This window comes from Streptomyces sp. NBC_00859, from assembly GCF_045161865.1.
GTDB lineage: Bacteria > Actinomycetota > Actinomycetes > Streptomycetales > Streptomycetaceae > Streptomyces.
In genome coordinates, this window is record NZ_CP108826.1 from 4,002,049 (window position 1) to 4,019,705 (window position 17,657).

The window sequence follows — 17,657 nt, forward strand, 5'->3', positions numbered from 1 at the left end:
CAGCCATCCATGCGGTATCGCAGTCAGGAAGGACAGTCCCCGTGACGGAGTCAGCGGAGCTCCCCCAGGCGCCGGAAGTGGCGCATGAGGTTTTCGGCGAATTCTTCCCGGAAGTCGTCCGGTACGCGGAGCTGCTGGCGGACGCGGGGGTCACGCGAGGTCTGATCGGTCCGCGAGAGGTGCCCAGACTCTGGGAACGGCATCTGTTGAACTGTGCAGTGCTGTCCGAGGTGGTCCCCCAGGGGGTGACCGTCTGTGATGTGGGATCCGGCGCCGGGTTGCCGGGCATCCCGTTGGCTCTGGTCCGCAGGGATCTGAAGATCACGTTGCTGGAGCCGCTGCTGCGGCGGACCAATTTCCTGCAGGAGGTCGTGGAGCTGCTGGGCCTCGATCACGTGACCGTCGTCCGTGGGCGGGCGGAGGAGGTCTTGGGTACGCTTCCACCGGTCCACGTGGTGACGGCCCGCGCGGTGGCTCCGCTGGACCGGCTTGCAGGCTGGGGTGTTCCTCTGCTCCGGCCGTACGGCGAGATGCTGGCCCTGAAGGGCGATACCGCCGAGGAGGAAATCCAGGGAGCGCGAGCAGCGCTGAGCAAGCTGGGCGTCGTGGAGACTTCTGTTCTTCAAGTCGGTGACGGGGTAGTCGATCCCCTGTCCACGGTGGTGCGGGTCGAGGTAGGGGAAAGCCCTGGGGGTGTCCGGTTCGCTGCGAAGCGAGCCAAGGCGGCGCGGGTGAGTCGGACTCGTCGGCGCAGGTAGACGACTACGAGACCGCCAAACACCCCTAAAGCCGCTAAAAATGCCCAATTCGGAGTGTCGTGACGTTGTGACGTGACGGCAGGGGCATCGTGTTTCACGTGAAACGTCGCTCTCTGCTGCATGGGATCATCAGTCGCAGTCGCGCGGCATCCACGCCGCGTGACCGTAGGCCCTTCGGGGCCACAGAGTTGTCCACAAAGGTGGATTCATCCACAGAAGAACATGCCTCGCTGGTTCACAACCCCGAAAGCATGGCAGGCTCTGTGCATTGCGAGCCTGAAGTCGAGGAGAGTGAATCCTTGCGGTCCGACGCCAACATCGCGGGCCCGATGACCGATCCGGTCCCCGGCCCCCGTACCGAGTCGGCGGGAGCAGATGTTTCACGTGAAACACCGCCGCCGATGGACGACACCCCTATTGGTCGCGCTGCCCAACTGGCCGTAGAAGCGCTCGGCCGTGCCGGCGAGGGCCTGCCGCGGCCGGAGCAGACGCGCGTCATGGTCGTTGCCAACCAGAAGGGCGGCGTCGGGAAAACCACTACAACGGTCAACCTTGCCGCCTCGCTCGCGCTGCATGGTGCGCGTGTTCTGGTGATTGACCTGGATCCTCAGGGGAACGCCTCCACAGCGCTGGGGATCGATCATCATTCCGAAGTTCCGTCGATCTATGACGTTCTGGTGGAGAGCCGACCGCTGTCCGAGGTTGTGCAGCCGGTTCCTGACGTGGAGGGGCTCTTCTGTGCTCCGGCGACCATCGACCTCGCGGGTGCGGAGATCGAGTTGGTGTCCCTCGTGGCTCGGGAGAGTCGCCTGCAGCGGGCTCTTCAGGCGTATGAACAGCCACTGGACTACATCCTCATTGACTGCCCACCTTCCCTGGGGTTGCTGACAGTCAACGCGATGGTGGCAGGGGCTGAGGTACTGATCCCGATCCAGTGCGAGTACTACGCACTTGAAGGGCTGGGCCAGCTCCTGCGGAATGTCGATCTGGTCCGTGGGCACCTCAATCCTGAGCTCCACGTGTCGACGATTCTGCTCACCATGTACGACGGCAGAACGCGACTTGCCTCACAGGTGGCGGATGAGGTGCGCAGTCATTTCGTTCGCGAGGTTCTCAAGACGAGCATTCCGCGGTCGGTGCGGATCTCGGAGGCTCCGAGCTATGGGCAGACGGTACTCACCTATGACCCGGGCTCCAGCGGTTCGCTGTCCTACCTGGAAGCGGCGCGTGAGATCGCACTGCGTGGGGTCGACGTGCACTATGACGGTCGGCACGCGCACACGGGCAGTCAAAACAGTCAGCAGAGTATGTCGAAGGGGATCCAGTGAGTGAGCGACGTAGAGGATTGGGACGTGGGCTCGGTGCACTGATCCCCGCCGCACCGCAGGAAAAGGTAGGACTCGCGGGAGCCGATGCTCCGTCCTCCCCTGGATCTGCCCAGGTGATGACAGCGGAGCGAGGAGTGGCAGCTGCGAAGCTGGCGGCGCTGCCTGCCGGCGGGGCTTCACGAGAAGCCCTCGTGCCTGCGCAGGAGTCGGCGCATGATGGCACGGCGGAGTCCGAGGAGCCCGCCGGGGCTTACTTTGCCGAACTGCCGTTGGACTCGATCACGCCCAACCCGCGTCAGCCGCGTGAGGTATTCGACGACGACGCTCTGGCTGAACTTGTCTCCTCCATCAGGGAGGTGGGCCTGCTGCAGCCTGTTGTCGTACGTCAGGCCGGCGCTGAGCGCTTCGAACTCATCATGGGTGAGCGGCGCTGGCGAGCCTGCCGAGAGGCGGGCCTGGAGCGCATTCCGGCGATCGTCCGAGCAACGGACGATGAGAAACTTCTCCTCGATGCGCTGCTGGAGAACCTGCACCGGTCCCAGCTGAATCCGCTTGAAGAGGCTGCTGCCTACGATCAGCTGCTCAAGGACTTCAGTTGCACGCACGATCAGCTTGCCGACCGCATCGGCCGCTCGCGGCCTCAGGTATCCAACACCCTGCGGTTGTTGAGGCTCTCGCCCCCGGTACAGCGCCGAGTTGCTGCCGGCGTTCTGTCTGCAGGGCATGCCAGGGCCCTGTTGTCAGTGGACGACTCCGAGGAGCAGGACCGGTTGGCGCACCGCATCGTGGCAGAGGGGCTCTCCGTACGTGCGGTTGAGGAAATCGTCACGCTGATGCAGTCGCGTCCTGAGAGTTCTCCGAAGGCCAAGGGGCCCCGAGCCGGGGCACGTGTATCGCCGGCGCTCTCCAGCCTTGCCTCGCGACTCTCGGACCGTTTCGAGACGCGCGTGAAGGTCGATCTGGGACAGAAGAAGGGGAAGATCGTCGTCGAGTTCGCCTCGATGGATGATCTGGACCGGATCCTTGGTTCGCTCGCACCGGGCGAAGGCCGAGTTCTGGAGAAGCACCTCACCGACGATGCCGCCGAGGAAGATGACGAGGGCTGAGTCCGCAACTGGGACCTGCTCAAGGGGCGGGGCGTGATCCGGAAGCCGGAACACGCCCCGCTTTTGCTTTCTCACGGTATCCGTCCGATCACCGAGATGGATACGATGCGTTCTGGCATGGCGCATCCATCTTGACCCACCTCGGACGGAGGGGGAGGGGCCCAAGCGCACGGTGAACCGCAGCAAACTGGTGACTGCAGGGGGCTCGGGCTGGCAATGGGAGGCGGGGTTGCTGGCGGCCTGCTCAGAGAGTGGTGCGTGCTGGGAGTCGCATGCGATGCGGCGGGTGAGAGAAGTGAGGAACATCGTTCATGGGGCGTCGGCTTGCACCGCTCACGCTGGACAACCTTCCGGACCTCCCCGAGCGATGCCATTCATGTGTCTTCTGGGAGCTCGATCCAGTCCGCCAGGAAGCTGCGATAAAGGCCGGAACTCCGGAGCTGGAAAAAGAGGCGTGGATCTCCGCCGTCCTGCTGGAGTGGGGTTCCTGTGGCCGGGTCGTCTATGTCGATGATGTGCCGGTTGGATTCGTCCTCTACGCGCCACCTGCCTACGTGCCGCGGTCACTCGCCTTTCCGACAAGCCCTGTCTCGCCGGATGCTGTGCAGTTGATGACCGCGTGGGTCATGCCCGGCTACCAGGGGCAGGGACTGGGCCGGGTACTGGTGCAAACGGTGGCCAAGGACCTGCTGCGGAGGAATTTCAAGGCAATCGAGGTATTCGGCGATGCCCGGTGGAAGGAGCCCGCGTGTGTGTTGCCCGCGGATCACTTGCTGGCGGTCGGCTTCAAAACCGTACGGCCGCATCCGAACTACCCCAGGCTCCGGCTCGAGCTGCGCACAACTCTGTCCTGGAAGGAAGACGTGGAGCTTGCCCTGGACCGCCTCCTGGGTGCAGTGAAGAAGGATCCAGTGCTCCGTCCGCTGTGAGGATCGCGCTCACAGAAGCCCCCGCCGCTGCGAAAACGGGGGCCGCCTTCGTGGGCGGCCCCCGTTTCACGTGAAACGTAACTGGCTTCAGGCCTTGGTGGCCTCGCTGCCGATGAAGCCCTCAAGGTCACGAACAATCGCGGCCTTCGGCTTGGCGCCGACGATGGTCTTGGCCACCTCGCCGCCCTGATAGACGTTGAGCGTCGGGATGGACATCACGCCGTACTTCGCGGCAATGCCCGGGTTCTCATCGATGTTGAGCTTGACGACCTCGATCTGGTCACCGTACTCGGCTGCGATCGCCTCGAGCGACGGAGCGATCTGGCGGCAAGGACCGCACCAGGAGGCCCAGAAGTCGACCAGCACAGGCTTGTCGCTCTTGAGTACGTCCTGCTCGAAGGAGTCGTCGGTTACGTTCTTCAGGGTGCCGGCCACGGCGGGCTCCTCTTTCGTCACGGGGGTGTGGGATGGGCAAGCGGGGGTGGTCAGATGCTGGCGATCTTCTCGGGCTCTGCGGCCTTCTCGCTGGCGGCCAGGGCCGACAGGTAGCGCTCGGCGTCGAGGGCGGCGGAGCAACCCGTCCCGGCAGCCGTGATGGCCTGTCGGTAGGTGTGGTCAACGACATCCCCAGCACCGAAGACACCGGTGAGGTTGGTGCGAGTCGACGGCGCATCGACTTTCAGGTAGCCCTCGTCGTCCAGGTCCAGCTGGCCCTTGAACAGCTCGGTCCGCGGGTCATGGCCGACAGCGATGAACAGACCCGTCACCGCCAGCTCGGAGGGTTCACCGGTCTTGGTGTTGCGCAGCGTCAGGCTGGAGAGTTTCTGTTCCCCGTGGATCACGGACACTTCGCTGTCCCAGGCGAACTGGATCTTCGGGTCGTCGATCGCGCGATCCTGCATGGCCTTGGAGGCGCGCAGAGTGTCGCGGCGGTGGACGATGGTGACGGACTTGGCGAACCGGGAGAGGAAGGTGGCCTCCTCCATCGCGGTGTCGCCACCGCCGACAACGGCGATGTCCTGGTCCTTGAAGAAGAAGCCGTCACAGGTGGCACACCAGGAGACACCGCGCCCGGAAAGGGCGTCCTCGTTGGGCAGGCCGAGCTTACGGTGCTGAGAGCCGGTCGTGACGATGACAGCCTTGGCACGGTGCACGGTGCCTGCGGTGTCGGTAACGGTCTTGATCTCGCCGGTCAGATCAACGGCCACGACGTCATCAGGAACCAGCTCGGCACCGAAGCGTTCTGCCTGGGCGCGCATGCCGTCCATAAGATCCGGACCCATGATGCCGTCCTGGAAGCCAGGGAAGTTCTCCACCTCAGTGGTGTTCATGAGCGCACCACCGGCGGTAACTGCACCTTCGAAGACCAGCGGCTGCAGTGACGCACGCGCGGTATACAGCGCGGCGGTGTAACCGGCGGGCCCGGAGCCGATAATGATCACGTTACGGACGTCGCTCACGGGTTTCTTCCTCGTCTCTGCGGACTGCTTGCTGCTACTGGGCCAGGTCCATCGGACTCTCACCCCACCCAACGGATCCTACGGCGCATGCATTCCCGTCAGGGTCAGCTGCGGGGGTAGACGTGGGTGAGAAGCACCTTGCCCGGAGCGGATGGTGTGGCGTCGACACAAGCAGCATCGACGACATAGGCCTGCACCCTGGTGCTGTCGGTGGGGTGCGGCAGCACGACGAGGAAGGCGTCGGAGCCCTTGTAGGTGCCCTTCTGTGCGGCGAGGGGGCTTACTTCGCGCCCTATGCCCTTCGCGATGCAGGACGGCACGATCACGTCGAGCCCGTTCTTGAGCGTCGGGCTGGAGTCCATATGGACCGAGGGCTTCTTCTTCTCCTGTGGGGTGGGCTTCGATGACGTCGTGGCGGTCGAGGCCAGCAGGGAATGTACTCGCCTCTGCAGAGCGCCATCGGCGAATGCCGGGGTCCCACCGCGCTGAGATGTCTTTTCTGCGGCACTGGTGTCGCCACTCGACGTACTGGGCGATGACTGCAGGAAGAACACGCCCATACCGATGACAGCGGCCCCGAAGGCGGCACTGACGGCAGCGATGTGGCGCCGCCGCACTGTGCGGCCTCGTCCAGGGCCCGAAGCGGCACGTGGACGGCCTGCCGGGCGTTTCCCGTGGCTGGGCTCCGGCTCTTGAGATGCAAGAGACGCAAGCGATGTTTCACGTGAAACATGGGCTCCGCCCTCCTGCGGGGTGGCAAGGGCTTCACGTACGGACTCTTCGGCCAGGGCCGCATCGATACGGTCGGCGATATCGGTCGGCATGTGCACTGGCGTCGGTGGAGTGGCGAGTAGTTCTTGGATCTCCTGGAGGGAGTACCTGACGTCGGCACAGAGTGAACAGGCTTCGAGGTGCTGCTGCACCTCTGATGCGCGGGATGCCGGAAGCAGGCCTTCAGAGAGATCGGCGATCTCCGAGACATCGGGGTGCTGAGTCATGTCTGCTGTCGATGTCATGCGCGTCCACCTCCGCCCTTCACCGCGGCAGGATTCTGTGGTCCTGCGTCCTTCGGCCTCGACGCAGGTGGGACGGAAGCTCCAGGTGTCCGGTTCCGTCTCGCCTCCGCCGGATCGTCGTACCCCTCCTCCGCCGGATTCGGGCGTAGGTGGGCGACGAGAGGCAGCAGCCTCGCCCGGCCGCGCGCACATCGGCTCTTCACGGTGCCTGTCGGCACATTCAAGATCTGGGCCGCTTCTGCCACGGGGTAGCCCTGCATGTCGACCAGGACGAGCGCCGCGCGCTGGTCGACCGGGAGGGTGCCCATGGCTTTGATGATTTCGCGGTGCAGGTCCTGACGCTCCGCGGGAGCCTCGGCTGATTCATGGGGCTCGATCAGCTGATCGAGGCGTTCCGTGTCATCGACTGGCGAGGTTTTCCGTGACGCCGCCTTGCGGACTCGGTCGAGACAGGCATTAACAGTGATGCGGTGCAGCCAGGTGGTGACAGCCGATTGGCCTCGAAAGGTATGGGCAGCGCGGTAGGCAGAGACCAAAGCGTCCTGAACGGCGTCGGCAGCCTCCTCCCGCTCGCCGAGAGTGCGCAGAGCCACGGCCCAGAGCCGGTCTCGATGACGGCGCACGAGCTCACCGAAGGCGTCGGGGTCCCCGTCGACGTGGGCGGCCAGCAGCTCCTTGTCGCCGGCGGAACCGAGCGCGGTGTCGTCCAACGGTGAGCCCCCTCCCCTGTCTCTGATCAGCCGGAGAACTTCACATCCGTTATGGCCTGCTTGTAGCCGGCGCCGCTGTACTGGTCCCCGGGTGAATCGGGCATGGCCGTGATCCAGACCAGTACATAGCGCGTGTTCACCGGTTTGTCGGCCTTGAAACGCGCGGTGGTGCCGCTGGTAGTCGTGGAAGTGATCTTCTTCATCGAGCTCAACGACGCGGAGGAGGACAGTGAGGCGGTTGCGTACAGGGAGATCGCGGTTTCGTTGCCCGGGTAACGAAGCCCTATGGAGGCAGCCGAGACGTCCTTGGCGGAACCGAGGTCGTAGACGATACCCACGCCCTGCTTGAAGGGGGCCAGCTGAGGGCCGCCCTTGAATGAGTACGTCCGCCAGTACGTCGAGCTGTCATCGTCGTAGGTGTTGCCGACGTCGCCAGGGTGCTGGGCCTTACCGTCCGGGTAGTACTCGGCAGCGTCCTTGATCGAGAGCGGCTGAAGCGGGTGCTGCTGATGGTTGCCGTTGTTATTGCCGTTGTTGGTCTGGTCGGTGCCGGTGTTGCCGGAGCCCTTGCCCTGGTGCTCCAGAAGCTTATCGGCGAGCTGCCAGCTGCCCAGCCCCAGCGCGGCGATGAGAAGCGCAGACACGGCCCACTTGAGGGCCTTGCCTGTGCGGCCCTGGAGCGGCGGCGGAGGGGCAGCCACCGGATGGGGCGGTGTCGCCCTTGGCCCGGTCGCCGGACGCCCGTAGGTGCCCTGCTGGTAGGTCGTGCGCTGGTACTCGGGCGGTGGGGTGTAGGCGGGTTCCGGCGGCCGGATGCGGGGCATGGCAGCGACAGCCTTGGCGAGCTCGTCCGGGGTGGTGCAGGGCGGCTCCTGGCGGGACGCGGTGGCACCGTCGTTGGCCAGGGCGCGCATCGCGATCTCCGCGAGGCCGCGGTTCACGCCGGCTCGTACCTGGTCCGGCGGGATCAGGCCGACACCCTTGGGCAGACCAGCAAGGCCGTAGGCGTCGGTTTCGTACGGCCAGCGCTGGGTGAGCGAGGCGTACAGCAGGGCGCCGATGGCTTCGGTGTCGGTCCGCTGGGGGGTGTCCGAGGTGATGCCGCGCAGGGCTGCGTTCACAGCGAGGCCGCGGATGCGGTACTGGCCGGAAGAGGTACGCAGTACAGCGCTGGGCGTGAGCCTGAGATGGGAGAGACCCTCGCGGTGTGCGGCAGCCATGGCCTGTGAGACCTGGTTGACGAGCTGGTAGGCGTCGTGGGACTCCAGAGGGCCTGAATTGAGCAGCGCCGTGATTTCTGTCGCGTCAGGCAGCCATTCGTGGACGACGTAGACGAGATCGCCCTCTTCGACGGCATCCAGGACCTGCACGAAACGCGGGTCGCCGAGCAGGGCTGAAGACCGGGCAGCGGCGAGCACGGAGCGTGCTCGGGAGTGATCAGCGGGAAGCAGATGCACACCGACCGCGCGCCGGAGCTTCTCGTCGACTGCGCGCCAGCTGCTGAAACCGTCCAGACGGGTGACGCACTCCTCGAGGCGATAGCGTCTGGCGAGTTTGTGTCCGCTGTGCAGCTCTGGGGCTGCTGCAGGCTCCGTCGCCTTCTTCTTGCTCTCTTCGTCCGGGGCGTCTTCACCGGGCGTGGTGTCAGCCGTTTCCTGAGGTTCTGCCGTGCCGTCGGCCGTGGCCTTGTCCGCCTTGGCGGCCAGCGGCTTCTCGCCGCTGTTGTCGGCCACGTCGACGGCAGCCGTGCTACGTTCCGCCACCGTCGTTCCTGCCTCCCCATCCGTTGCGCGCTGTCGGCCAGTCTGCAAAGCCATGCCAATTGTGCCCACAGTCCGGCGCTATGCACGACACGCGGCGTCGGACGATGGTTGTGCGATCGAGTCGATACCTAGCGGCCCAAGCGACCGCGCACCATGGCAACCATTGAGTTGAGCTCGGCGATCCGCATGCGCTTCGCCGCGACGAAGAACACACCGAGAAGTACGGAGCCACCGACGACCAGGGCGGCCAGCGAGCCCAGGACTCCCGTCCCGAGCACCCGGACAATGCCGAACCCGGCAGCGCCGCCGACGACGGCTCCCGGAAGGGAAGCCAGCGCGAGGCGGGCGTATGTCCGGAGGATGTGTGTCCCGTCCAGGTCGCCGCCCAGACGGTTGCGCAGCCTTCGCCACGCGATTCCGACACCGACTGCGTAGGCCAGGCCGTATGAGGCCGCCATACCGACCACGGCCCACTGGGAGGGGAGCACGACATAGCAGAGGGCGGAGGCTGCAGCGTTGACTGCGGCGACGATGACCGTGTTGTAGAACGGGGTGCGGGTGTCCTCGTACGCGTAGAAGCCACGCAGGACGACGTACTGCACCGAGTAGGGGATCAGGCCGAGGGCGAAGGCCATCAGCACGTAGCCCATGGACTCGGAGGCCTGTACGCCGCTTGAGGCGAACAGCAGGGTGCAGACCGGTACGCCCAGGGCGAGGAAGGCGAAGGACACCGGAACGATCGCCACGGCGGAGTTGCGCAGTCCCTGTGAGATGTCGTCGCGTACGGCACCGACGTCTCCGTCATTGGCGGCGCGCGAGATCCGCGGCAGCAGTGCGGCCATGACTGAAACGGTGATGATGGCCTGGGGCATCCCCCAGATCAGCTGTGCGTTCGAGTAGGCCATGATGCCGGCGCCGGCCCGCCCGGAGTCCTTGCCCGCGGCGGTGGCGAGCTGGGTGACGACCAGGACTCCGGCCTGGTTGGCGAGGACGAACAGGACTGTCCACTTGGCGAGCTTCACGGCCTTGCCGAGGCCGTGGCCTCGCCAGTCGAAGCGCGGACGGAAGCGGAAACCGGCCTCGCGCAGGTACGGGATCATCGACAGGGCCTGGACCGTCAGGCCCAGCAGCGTGCCGATCCCGAGCAACCTCACCCCGTCCGGGGGGATGGTCGTCACCTTCATGTGGGAATCGGCCGCAGTGCCGTACACCCAGATGAACAGTCCGAAGGTGAAGATCATCACGATGTTGTTGAGGACCGGGGTCCACATCATCGCGCCGAACTTTCCGCGCGCGTTGAGAATCTGCCCCATCACCACGTGCACACCCATGAAGAAGATCGTGGGCAGGCAGTAGCGCGCGAACGTGACCGCGACGTTGTTGGCCGCGGGATCGTCGGCGATCGGCAGTGACATCAGCCGGATCAGCAATGGGGCCGCGAAGACCGCGATGCCGACGATGACACCGAGGGCCACCATGACGACCGTGAGGAGACGGTTGGCGTAGGCCTCACCCCCGTCGTCGTCCTCCTTCATCGACCGCACCAGCTGTGGCACGAACACGGAGTTGAGTCCGCCGCCGACGGTCAGGATGTAGATCATCGTGGGCAGTGTGTAGGCAACCGTGAACGAGTCGCCGAGCGTCGCCGCACCCAGTGCTGCAGTGATCACCATGGTGCGTACGAAGCCGGTGAGACGGGAAACGAGAGTCCCCGCGGCCATCACCGCGCTCGACTTCAGCAGGCCGGACGCTCCGCCCGACTTCTCTGCTGGAGGAGCCGGAGCCGGCTCCGGCGGGCCCCCGGGCGGAGGTACGGGAGCGGACCCCTGCTGGTCCCGGAAGAGGTAGGCGAACGCATCCTGCTGTCCGGGCTGCTCGGAGGCCTGGGTGACCAGGTCGTCGACGCCGACGAACTGCGTCGTCGCGTCGTCCCCGTACGGGAGGTAGCGAGACGGCCCGTCAGGCTCGGGTGCCGGGGTCTGGGCCCATACCCGGGGGTCCGGTGCGTACTGCGCGGCAGGCGGCTGCTGGTACAGCGGCTGCGGTTCGGCGTAGGTACCAGGGGGAGGCGGGGGGTGGGCCGCCCGGTCATAGAGCGCCTCCGCCACCGGATCCTGGGCGCCGAGATCGTGCACCCCGTACGGGTCGTAGCTGTAGGTGTCCTGGACATAGGGGTCCGGGGCAGGAGGTTCCTGGCCCGGTACGGGGGGCTCGGGGGGTGTCCCACCGGAATACGCAGCCCCGCCCCCAGCACCCTGGTCACGGTCACCGTCGTACGGCGCGTTCATTGGTTACCCCACCTCATCGTCCCCGGCCGGCCGGCCACGACATCGCTCAACGCTCCACTTTCTCACCCGTGCCCGGTGGGTTGCCGCTTTCCGGTCCGGTGTCCGCCTCCGGGTCACTCGGCTGCTCCGGGTCATCGCCTCCGGCGGCGGCCGCGCGAGCGGCGGTTCGCTTGCGGTGTGTGTACATCCTGATTCCGGCGAGCACCAGAAGCAGCAGTCCCCCGGCCAGCACGAGCATGACCGTCAGTGTCATTTCGGAGACCGTCACGGTGAAGGGCATTGCCTTCGCCGTGCCGTACGGCGTGCCGTCCTCGGTGAAGAGCTGGGCATACACCCTGACGGGCCCGTTGGCGTTGATCGACGTCGTGAACTTCACCGTTTGGCTGTGACCGCCCGCGATCTCCAGCGGCTGCTCGGCGACGGCTGCCTTGTCGTCGCCCAGCTGCAGGCGGTTGGGACTGGTCGAGCGCAGCTTCAGTACCAGGTGTTTCACGGGCTGGAGCAGTTTGTTCTGCACGGTCACTGGGATCGTCGCGCTGCGTCCGGACAGTGTCATGTCCGATTTTTGGACGATCTGCACCTCTCCGGTAAGGCTCAGCAGATAGGACTGAACCCCGGTGCGGTAGGCCCTTGCTCCCTTGGCGTCACCGCGCCATGAGGTTGCCATGGACCGATCCATGGCGTTGCTGAACGGCGTCACCACGCGGTCCGGCTGGCTAAGGATGATCTTGAAGTTGTCGAGGGTGGACTGCGTGGTCCTGACGTCCTGGAACGCCTGTACCGGCAACTCCTGACGGCGCAGGGACGACGGGTAGGCCGATGCACCCGGCACCGTCGTCGTGGCGTTGGGATCCGCCTTGGTCTTCGCCGCGTCGATGAGGTTGAGAGGTTCGGTCCAGCGGTTGTCGTCGAGCGTGCGCAGGGCGCTCGCCATTGACTGTGCCTGGCTGACAGAGGGCATCCGCTGAGGGGCGACGACAATGCTGCGTTGGGTGGCCGGTTCCTGCAGAGACAGAGCCAATGACTGGGCGAGGTAGTTCTGCACTGCCAGAGTGGACGAGCCTGCCTCGGACATGTCGCCCTGGAAGGCGTTGGAGAGCCTGGCGTCGGAGACTACGGCAGTGGTGCCGCCACCGATGGGCCTGGCCGCTGTGGGGGTGTACGGCAGTCCGGCTGTCTCCTCGAGGCTGTCGCTGCCGGCGATCACATTGTGGGCTCCGGCTGAGGTGGCGACGTCGACGACCGAGGGGTCGATTGCGCCACTGGCCGGCCAGGCAAAATCAGTGGACGCCTTCACATGCAGGATCGTCTGCACGGTCTTACCGGCGATCTCCGTCGCCGACTGCAGATGGCTCAGAGCGCCCGGGACGTTCTTGCCGTGGTGTGCCAGAGACGCAAGGTCCGGATCGGCGAACGGCAGCGCGACGACCTTTTGGTCCTTTACCGCGTCCTCCAGGTCACTCAGCCACTTCTTGGCGACGGCCTGGTTCTTACCCGCGACCTGGGTGTTTCCGACCTGGATCTGGTAGTTCCGGGTCATCGCGTCGACGCTTGCCAGCAGATCCGGGTCGATGACCCAGGTGACGGGCAGGGATCGGCCCAGCGAGACCATTTGCTCCAGCCGGCCTCCGGGAGCGAGCTCTTCCGCGAGATCGTCGTTCTCGAAGACCGGCGTCTGCTGAGCGTCGGCGCTTGTCTCGGCTCGCAGATGGATCTTCGAAATGAGCGGCCACACGGTGGTGATCTGTGTCTTCTTGCTCTGCGGCGTGGGCTGCCACGGGAGGAACGTCCGCTTGATACCGAGCATCTGCTCATACGGAGCGCTGGGTGTCTGACCGGAGAGAGAGACTCCCAGCTGGTAGACGCCGTCCGCACCGAGACTCAGTTTGCTCACGGGGACCGAGATCGAGAAATCCTCGCTGATGCCCGCAGGCAGCTTCGCGAATTTCGCCGTGTACTTGCCTCCGACCTCCTGTGGGTCTGCACCCGTCAGGTCCGAGGAGTGCTTCGCCGCGTCATCGACGGCGGATCTGCCGTCGAGCCTCGGCCCCACGCGAACACCGACGTGGGCATCGGTGACGGTCTCCTTGCGCTTGTTCGTGACCGTGCCTGTGATGGTGACGCTGTCGCCCTTCACCGGCGCGCTGGGGGAGAGCGCATCGAGACTGACGGCCACGGAGCCCGAATTCCGCGCGGCGACAGCGGCTTGTGCAGGAGCCGCGGCCGGACCGTAGAAGAGGCCCGCCATGAGCGTTCCACCGGCGAGCAGCGACGCTGTGCGTCGCAGCCACCGGCGGGCAGGAGAGGGAGTCATCTCCTGGAAGTCTGCCGCCTTGGCCACGCCTGCCCGTCCCTCGTCTTCGTCAGCTGATTCGGTGGTTCTCGGATGCTGCGTCCACGCATGGTAACGATGTGCCCTGGGCCTAAGTGCCGCGGACTGCACCACAAGATCAGGAGACGTTCACAGCTGCCGGGAAATCGGGACGCTCCGGTCGTCGCGGGCACGTACCCTTTTCTGTTGTGCCGAACGCCAATGATGACAATCCCAGTGCACTGAGTCAGGTGCAGCACCGCGCGGTCGCCGAACTGCTGCGGGTGTCCCCAGTCGCAGACGACCTTGCCCGCCGTTTTCAGGATGCCGGGTACAGCCTCGCGCTGGTCGGAGGATCGGTCAGGGACGCGCTGCTCGGCCGGCTCGGCAATGATCTGGACTTCACCACCGACGCCCGCCCCGACGCCGTACTGAAAATTGTCCGGCCTTGGGCCGATGCGGTGTGGGAGGTCGGAATTGCCTTCGGGACCGTCGGCTGCCAGAAGGACGGCTATCTGATCGAGGTCACGACGTACCGCTCCGAGGCGTACGACAGGACCTCGCGCAAGCCGGAGGTGTCTTATGGCGACGCCATTGAGGAAGACCTTCTGCGTCGTGACTTCACGGTCAATGCGATGGCTGTCGCTCTTCCCGAGAAGGCGTTCATCGATCCGCACGGCGGCCTGGACGATCTTGCCGGACGGACACTGCGTACCCCCGGCACGCCGGAGGCCTCATTTTCCGATGACCCGCTTCGTATGATGCGGGCCGCGAGGTTCGCGGCGCAGCTGGACTTCGAGGTTGCGCCCGAGGTTGTCGCTGCGATGACTGCGATGTCGGAGCGTATCGGGATCGTCTCGGCTGAGCGCGTGCGTGATGAGCTCAACAAGTTGCTGCTCTCCAGGAGCCCGCGTAAGGGCCTTGCCCTGCTCGTCGACACCGGCCTCGCCGAGTGGGTCCTTCCGGAGCTTCCGGCGCTCCGTCTGGAGAGCGACGAGCATCACCGGCACAAGGATGTCTACGAGCACTCCCTGACCGTGCTGGAGCAGGCCATTGACCTGGAACAGGACGGCCCCGATCTGGTGCTCCGGCTGGCTGCTCTGCTTCACGACATCGGGAAGCCGAAAACGAGGCGCTTCGAGAAGGACGGTGGCGTCTCCTTCCACCACCACGAGGTAGTGGGCGCGAAACTGGCGAGGAAGCGCCTCACCGCACTCAAGTACTCCAACGACATGGTCAAGGACGTCACGAAGCTGGTGGAGCTCCACCTGCGTTTTCATGGCTATGGGACCGGCGAGTGGACCGACTCGGCCGTGCGGCGCTATGTACGTGACGCCGGGCCCCTGCTGGAGCGGCTGCACAAACTCACGCGATCGGACTGCACCACGCGCAACAAGCGCAAGGCCAATGCGCTCTCTCGTGCATACGACGGCCTGGAGGAGCGCATCGCACAGCTGCAGGAGCAGGAGGAGCTCGACTCGATCCGGCCCGATCTGGACGGTAACCAGATCATGGAGATTCTGGGCGTTGGGCCTGGTCCGGCGATCGGCAGCGCCTACAAGGTCCTCCTTGAGCTGAGGCTGGAGAACGGGCCAATGGAGTACGACGTGGCAGTGGCGGCGCTCAAGGAGTGGTGGGCCACGCAGGGCTGAGGTCATGTTTCACGTGAAACATGGCAGTACGGCATGGTGATGGGGCGGTGTTTCACGTGAAACACCGCCCCATCACCATGCCGTACCAAGCCCCCGAACGGCGGCGGGTACGGAAAGAGAGCCCCTGGGCGGCCTGCCCAGGGGCTCTCAACAGTCAGCGCTCGACCGTCCTCAGGGGGAGCTTCAGCGCTCGACCTCGCCCTTGATGAACTTCTCGACGTTCTCGTAGGCCTCGTCGTCGAAGTACTGCACCGGCGGCGACTTCATGAAGTACGAGGAGGCGGAGAGGATCGGGCCGCCGATACCGCGGTCCTTTGCGATCTTCGCGGCACGAACGGCGTCGATGATGACACCGGCGGAGTTGGGGGAGTCCCACACCTCGAGCTTGTACTCGAGGTTCAGCGGAACGTCGCCGAAGGCGCGGCCCTCAAGGCGCACATACGCCCACTTGCGGTCATCCAGCCAGGCCACGTAGTCCGAGGGGCCGATGTGGACGTTGTCGGCGCCCAGGTCGCGGTCACGGATCTGCGAGGTGACGGACTGCGTCTTGGAGATCTTCTTGGACTCCAGGCGGTCGCGCTCCAGCATGTTCTTGAAGTCCATGTTGCCGCCGACGTTCAGCTGCATGGTGCGCTCGAGGCGTACACCGCGGTCTTCGAAGAGCTTGGCCATGACGCGGTGCGTGATGGTGGCGCCCACCTGGGACTTGATGTCGTCGCCGACGATCGGTACGCCTGCCTCGGTGAACTTGTCAGCCCACTCCTTGGTACCGGCGATGAAGACCGGGAGAGCGTTGACGAACGCGACCTTGGCATCGATGGCGCACTGCGCGTAGAACTTCGCGGCGACCTCGGAACCGACGGGCAGGTAGCAGACGAGAACGTCCACCTGCTTGTCCTTGAGGATCTGGACGATATCGACCGGGGCCTCGTCCGACTCCTCGATCGTCTCGCGGTAGTACTTGCCGAGCCCGTCGTGGGTGTGGCCGCGCTGGACCGTCACGCCGGTGTTCGGCACGTCGGCGATCTTGATGGTGTTGTTCTCACTGGCGCCGATGGCATCCGCGAGGTCGAGGCCGACCTTCTTCGCATCGACATCGAAGGCGGCGACGAACTCGACGTCACCTACGTGGTAGTCGCCGAACTGGACGTGCATCAGACCGGGCACCTTGCCGGCCGGATCTGCGTCCTTGTAGTACTCGACGCCCTGCACCAGCGAGGCGGCGCAGTTGCCCACGCCGACGATGGCTACGCGAACCGAACCCATTCCGGTTGCTCCCTGTGTGTTCTCGACGAAGCCCTGCGGACGCAGAGCTTCACTTAGCGATGTCCTCGGACGGATCCGGCGGGGTAGTACCCCGATGCCGGGGCAGGCCGCCCGTATCTCCTGATATGTCTTGCTGAGCGGCATCGGCGTCGGGGGATCGTCGCTGATCCCGGCCCGCACGCTCGCTCTCGATGAGCTCGTTCAGCCAGCGCACTTCGCGCTCCACGGACTCCATGCCGTGCCGCTGCAGCTCAAGCGTGTAGTCGTCCAGCCGCTCGCGAGTTCGGACCAGCGAGGCGCGCATCTTCTCGAGGCGCTCCTCCAGTCGGCTGCGGCGACCCTCCAGCACCCGCATCCGCACTTCGCGTTCCGTCTGCCCGAAGAAGGCAAAACGTGCAGCGAAGTGCTCGTCCTCCCAGGTGTCGGGCCCGGTGTGTGAGAGGAGCTCTTCGAAGTGCTCCTTACCGTCCGCAGTCAACCTGTAGACGATCTTGGCGCGGCGTCCTGCGAGTGATGCTGCCACCGCGTCCTCCGGGGCGCTGCCCGGTTCCTCGATCAACCAGCCGCTGGCGACCAGCGTCTTGAGGCAGGGGTACAGGGTCCCGTAACTGAAGGCCCTGAAGATCCCCAGTGAGGTGTTCAGACGTTTGCGCAGCTCGTAGCCGTGCATTGGCGACTCTCGGAGCAGACCGAGTACAGCGAATTCGAGGATGCCGGAGCGCCTGCTCAACCTTCGCCTCCTCTGCTGTCCGGGCACTTATGCCGCGCTGATGTATCGACTCGATACATCAGCACGATAGAACGACCTTGCGTTCGCGACAAGGGGAGTCATCGTGAGCGGTGTCACATCGTCGATTCACAGGCAGCAACTTGCCTGATTTGAGGCGAACCTCGGCACTGGGAAGGTTTTGCGCGTGCGTAGTCTGTGCGGCATGCAGACTGCCGGGGACCGAGTGACACCAGGGGACGTCAGCCGTCTCGGTCCAGGGAGTGCAGTGCGGACGTGCCCGGCCGAGGGCCCGTCCGCGCATCGGGGGGACCGGAACTCAACTGCCGTTTCCAGGCGCTAG

Annotated in this window: 14 protein-coding genes; 5 read left to right on the plus strand and 9 right to left on the minus strand. The window is 65.3% G+C overall.

Annotation, left to right across the window (positions count from 1 at the left end; genetic code table 11):
• Positions 1-41: 41 nt before the first annotated feature.
• The 4 genes from rsmG (at position 42) to OG584_RS17155 (ending at position 4,121) form a co-directional block, all read left to right on the plus strand.
• On the plus strand, positions 42-758 hold the full coding sequence (gene rsmG / locus OG584_RS17140) for a 16S rRNA (guanine(527)-N(7))-methyltransferase RsmG (RefSeq protein WP_405778850.1): 717 nt from the start codon (positions 42-44) through the stop codon (positions 756-758).
• A gap of 251 nt (positions 759-1,009) precedes the next feature.
• Entirely contained in the window at positions 1,010-2,086 is a 1,077-nt protein-coding gene (locus tag OG584_RS17145; RefSeq protein WP_405784116.1) for a ParA family protein, read from the plus strand.
• Positions 2,083-3,192, plus strand: a complete 1,110-nt coding sequence (locus tag OG584_RS17150; protein WP_405778852.1) for a ParB/RepB/Spo0J family partition protein — start codon at positions 2,083-2,085, stop codon at positions 3,190-3,192. Before OG584_RS17145 ends, OG584_RS17150 begins: the two co-directional genes overlap by 4 nt.
• A gap of 311 nt (positions 3,193-3,503) precedes the next feature.
• The gene (locus OG584_RS17155) at positions 3,504-4,121 is read left to right on the plus strand and encodes a GNAT family N-acetyltransferase (RefSeq protein ID WP_405778854.1); all 618 of its coding nucleotides are present in this window, start codon (positions 3,504-3,506) and stop codon (positions 4,119-4,121) included.
• 87 nt (positions 4,122-4,208) lie between these two features.
• On the opposite strand, the gene trxA is transcribed toward OG584_RS17155, so the two are convergent.
• From trxA to OG584_RS17190, 7 genes are all read right to left on the minus strand, one after another.
• Positions 4,209-4,556: a thioredoxin gene (gene trxA / locus OG584_RS17160; RefSeq protein WP_405778856.1), complete on the minus strand. Its 348-nt coding sequence runs from the start codon at positions 4,554-4,556 to the stop codon at positions 4,209-4,211.
• A 50-nt stretch (positions 4,557-4,606) separates the two neighbouring features.
• Positions 4,607-5,581: a thioredoxin-disulfide reductase gene (gene trxB / locus OG584_RS17165; protein WP_405778859.1), complete on the minus strand. Its 975-nt coding sequence runs from the start codon at positions 5,579-5,581 to the stop codon at positions 4,607-4,609.
• 104 nt (positions 5,582-5,685) lie between these two features.
• Entirely contained in the window at positions 5,686-6,597 is a 912-nt protein-coding gene (locus OG584_RS17170) for an anti-sigma factor family protein (RefSeq protein WP_405778863.1), read from the minus strand.
• The gene (gene sigM, locus OG584_RS17175; RefSeq protein ID WP_405778864.1) at positions 6,594-7,307 is read right to left on the minus strand and encodes an RNA polymerase sigma factor SigM; all 714 of its coding nucleotides are present in this window, start codon (positions 7,305-7,307) and stop codon (positions 6,594-6,596) included. The genes OG584_RS17170 and sigM overlap by 4 nt, the downstream gene beginning before the upstream one ends.
• A gap of 26 nt (positions 7,308-7,333) precedes the next feature.
• Positions 7,334-9,070: a protein kinase family protein gene (locus OG584_RS17180; RefSeq protein WP_405778866.1), complete on the minus strand. Its 1,737-nt coding sequence runs from the start codon at positions 9,068-9,070 to the stop codon at positions 7,334-7,336.
• Between the two features lie 128 nt (positions 9,071-9,198).
• Positions 9,199-11,358 (minus strand): murein biosynthesis integral membrane protein MurJ, encoded by a 2,160-nt coding sequence (gene murJ / locus OG584_RS17185; RefSeq protein WP_405778868.1) that lies wholly within the window; start codon positions 11,356-11,358, stop codon positions 9,199-9,201.
• 46 nt (positions 11,359-11,404) lie between these two features.
• Complete coding sequence (locus OG584_RS17190; protein WP_405784118.1) at positions 11,405-13,699, minus strand: DUF6049 family protein; 2,295 nt, start codon at positions 13,697-13,699, stop codon at positions 11,405-11,407.
• 179 nt (positions 13,700-13,878) lie between these two features.
• Here OG584_RS17190 and OG584_RS17195 point away from each other — a divergent pair, with 179 nt between their 5' ends.
• On the plus strand, positions 13,879-15,321 hold the full coding sequence (locus OG584_RS17195; protein WP_405778870.1) for a CCA tRNA nucleotidyltransferase: 1,443 nt from the start codon (positions 13,879-13,881) through the stop codon (positions 15,319-15,321).
• A 183-nt stretch (positions 15,322-15,504) separates the two neighbouring features.
• On the opposite strand, the gene OG584_RS17200 is transcribed toward OG584_RS17195, so the two are convergent.
• Both OG584_RS17200 and OG584_RS17205 read right to left on the minus strand, forming a co-directional pair.
• The gene (locus OG584_RS17200; protein WP_405778872.1) at positions 15,505-16,587 is read right to left on the minus strand and encodes an inositol-3-phosphate synthase; all 1,083 of its coding nucleotides are present in this window, start codon (positions 16,585-16,587) and stop codon (positions 15,505-15,507) included.
• Positions 16,588-16,636: 49 nt separating this feature from the next.
• On the minus strand, positions 16,637-17,317 hold the full coding sequence (locus OG584_RS17205) for a PadR family transcriptional regulator (RefSeq protein WP_266855239.1): 681 nt from the start codon (positions 17,315-17,317) through the stop codon (positions 16,637-16,639).
• Positions 17,318-17,657 lie beyond the last annotated feature (340 nt).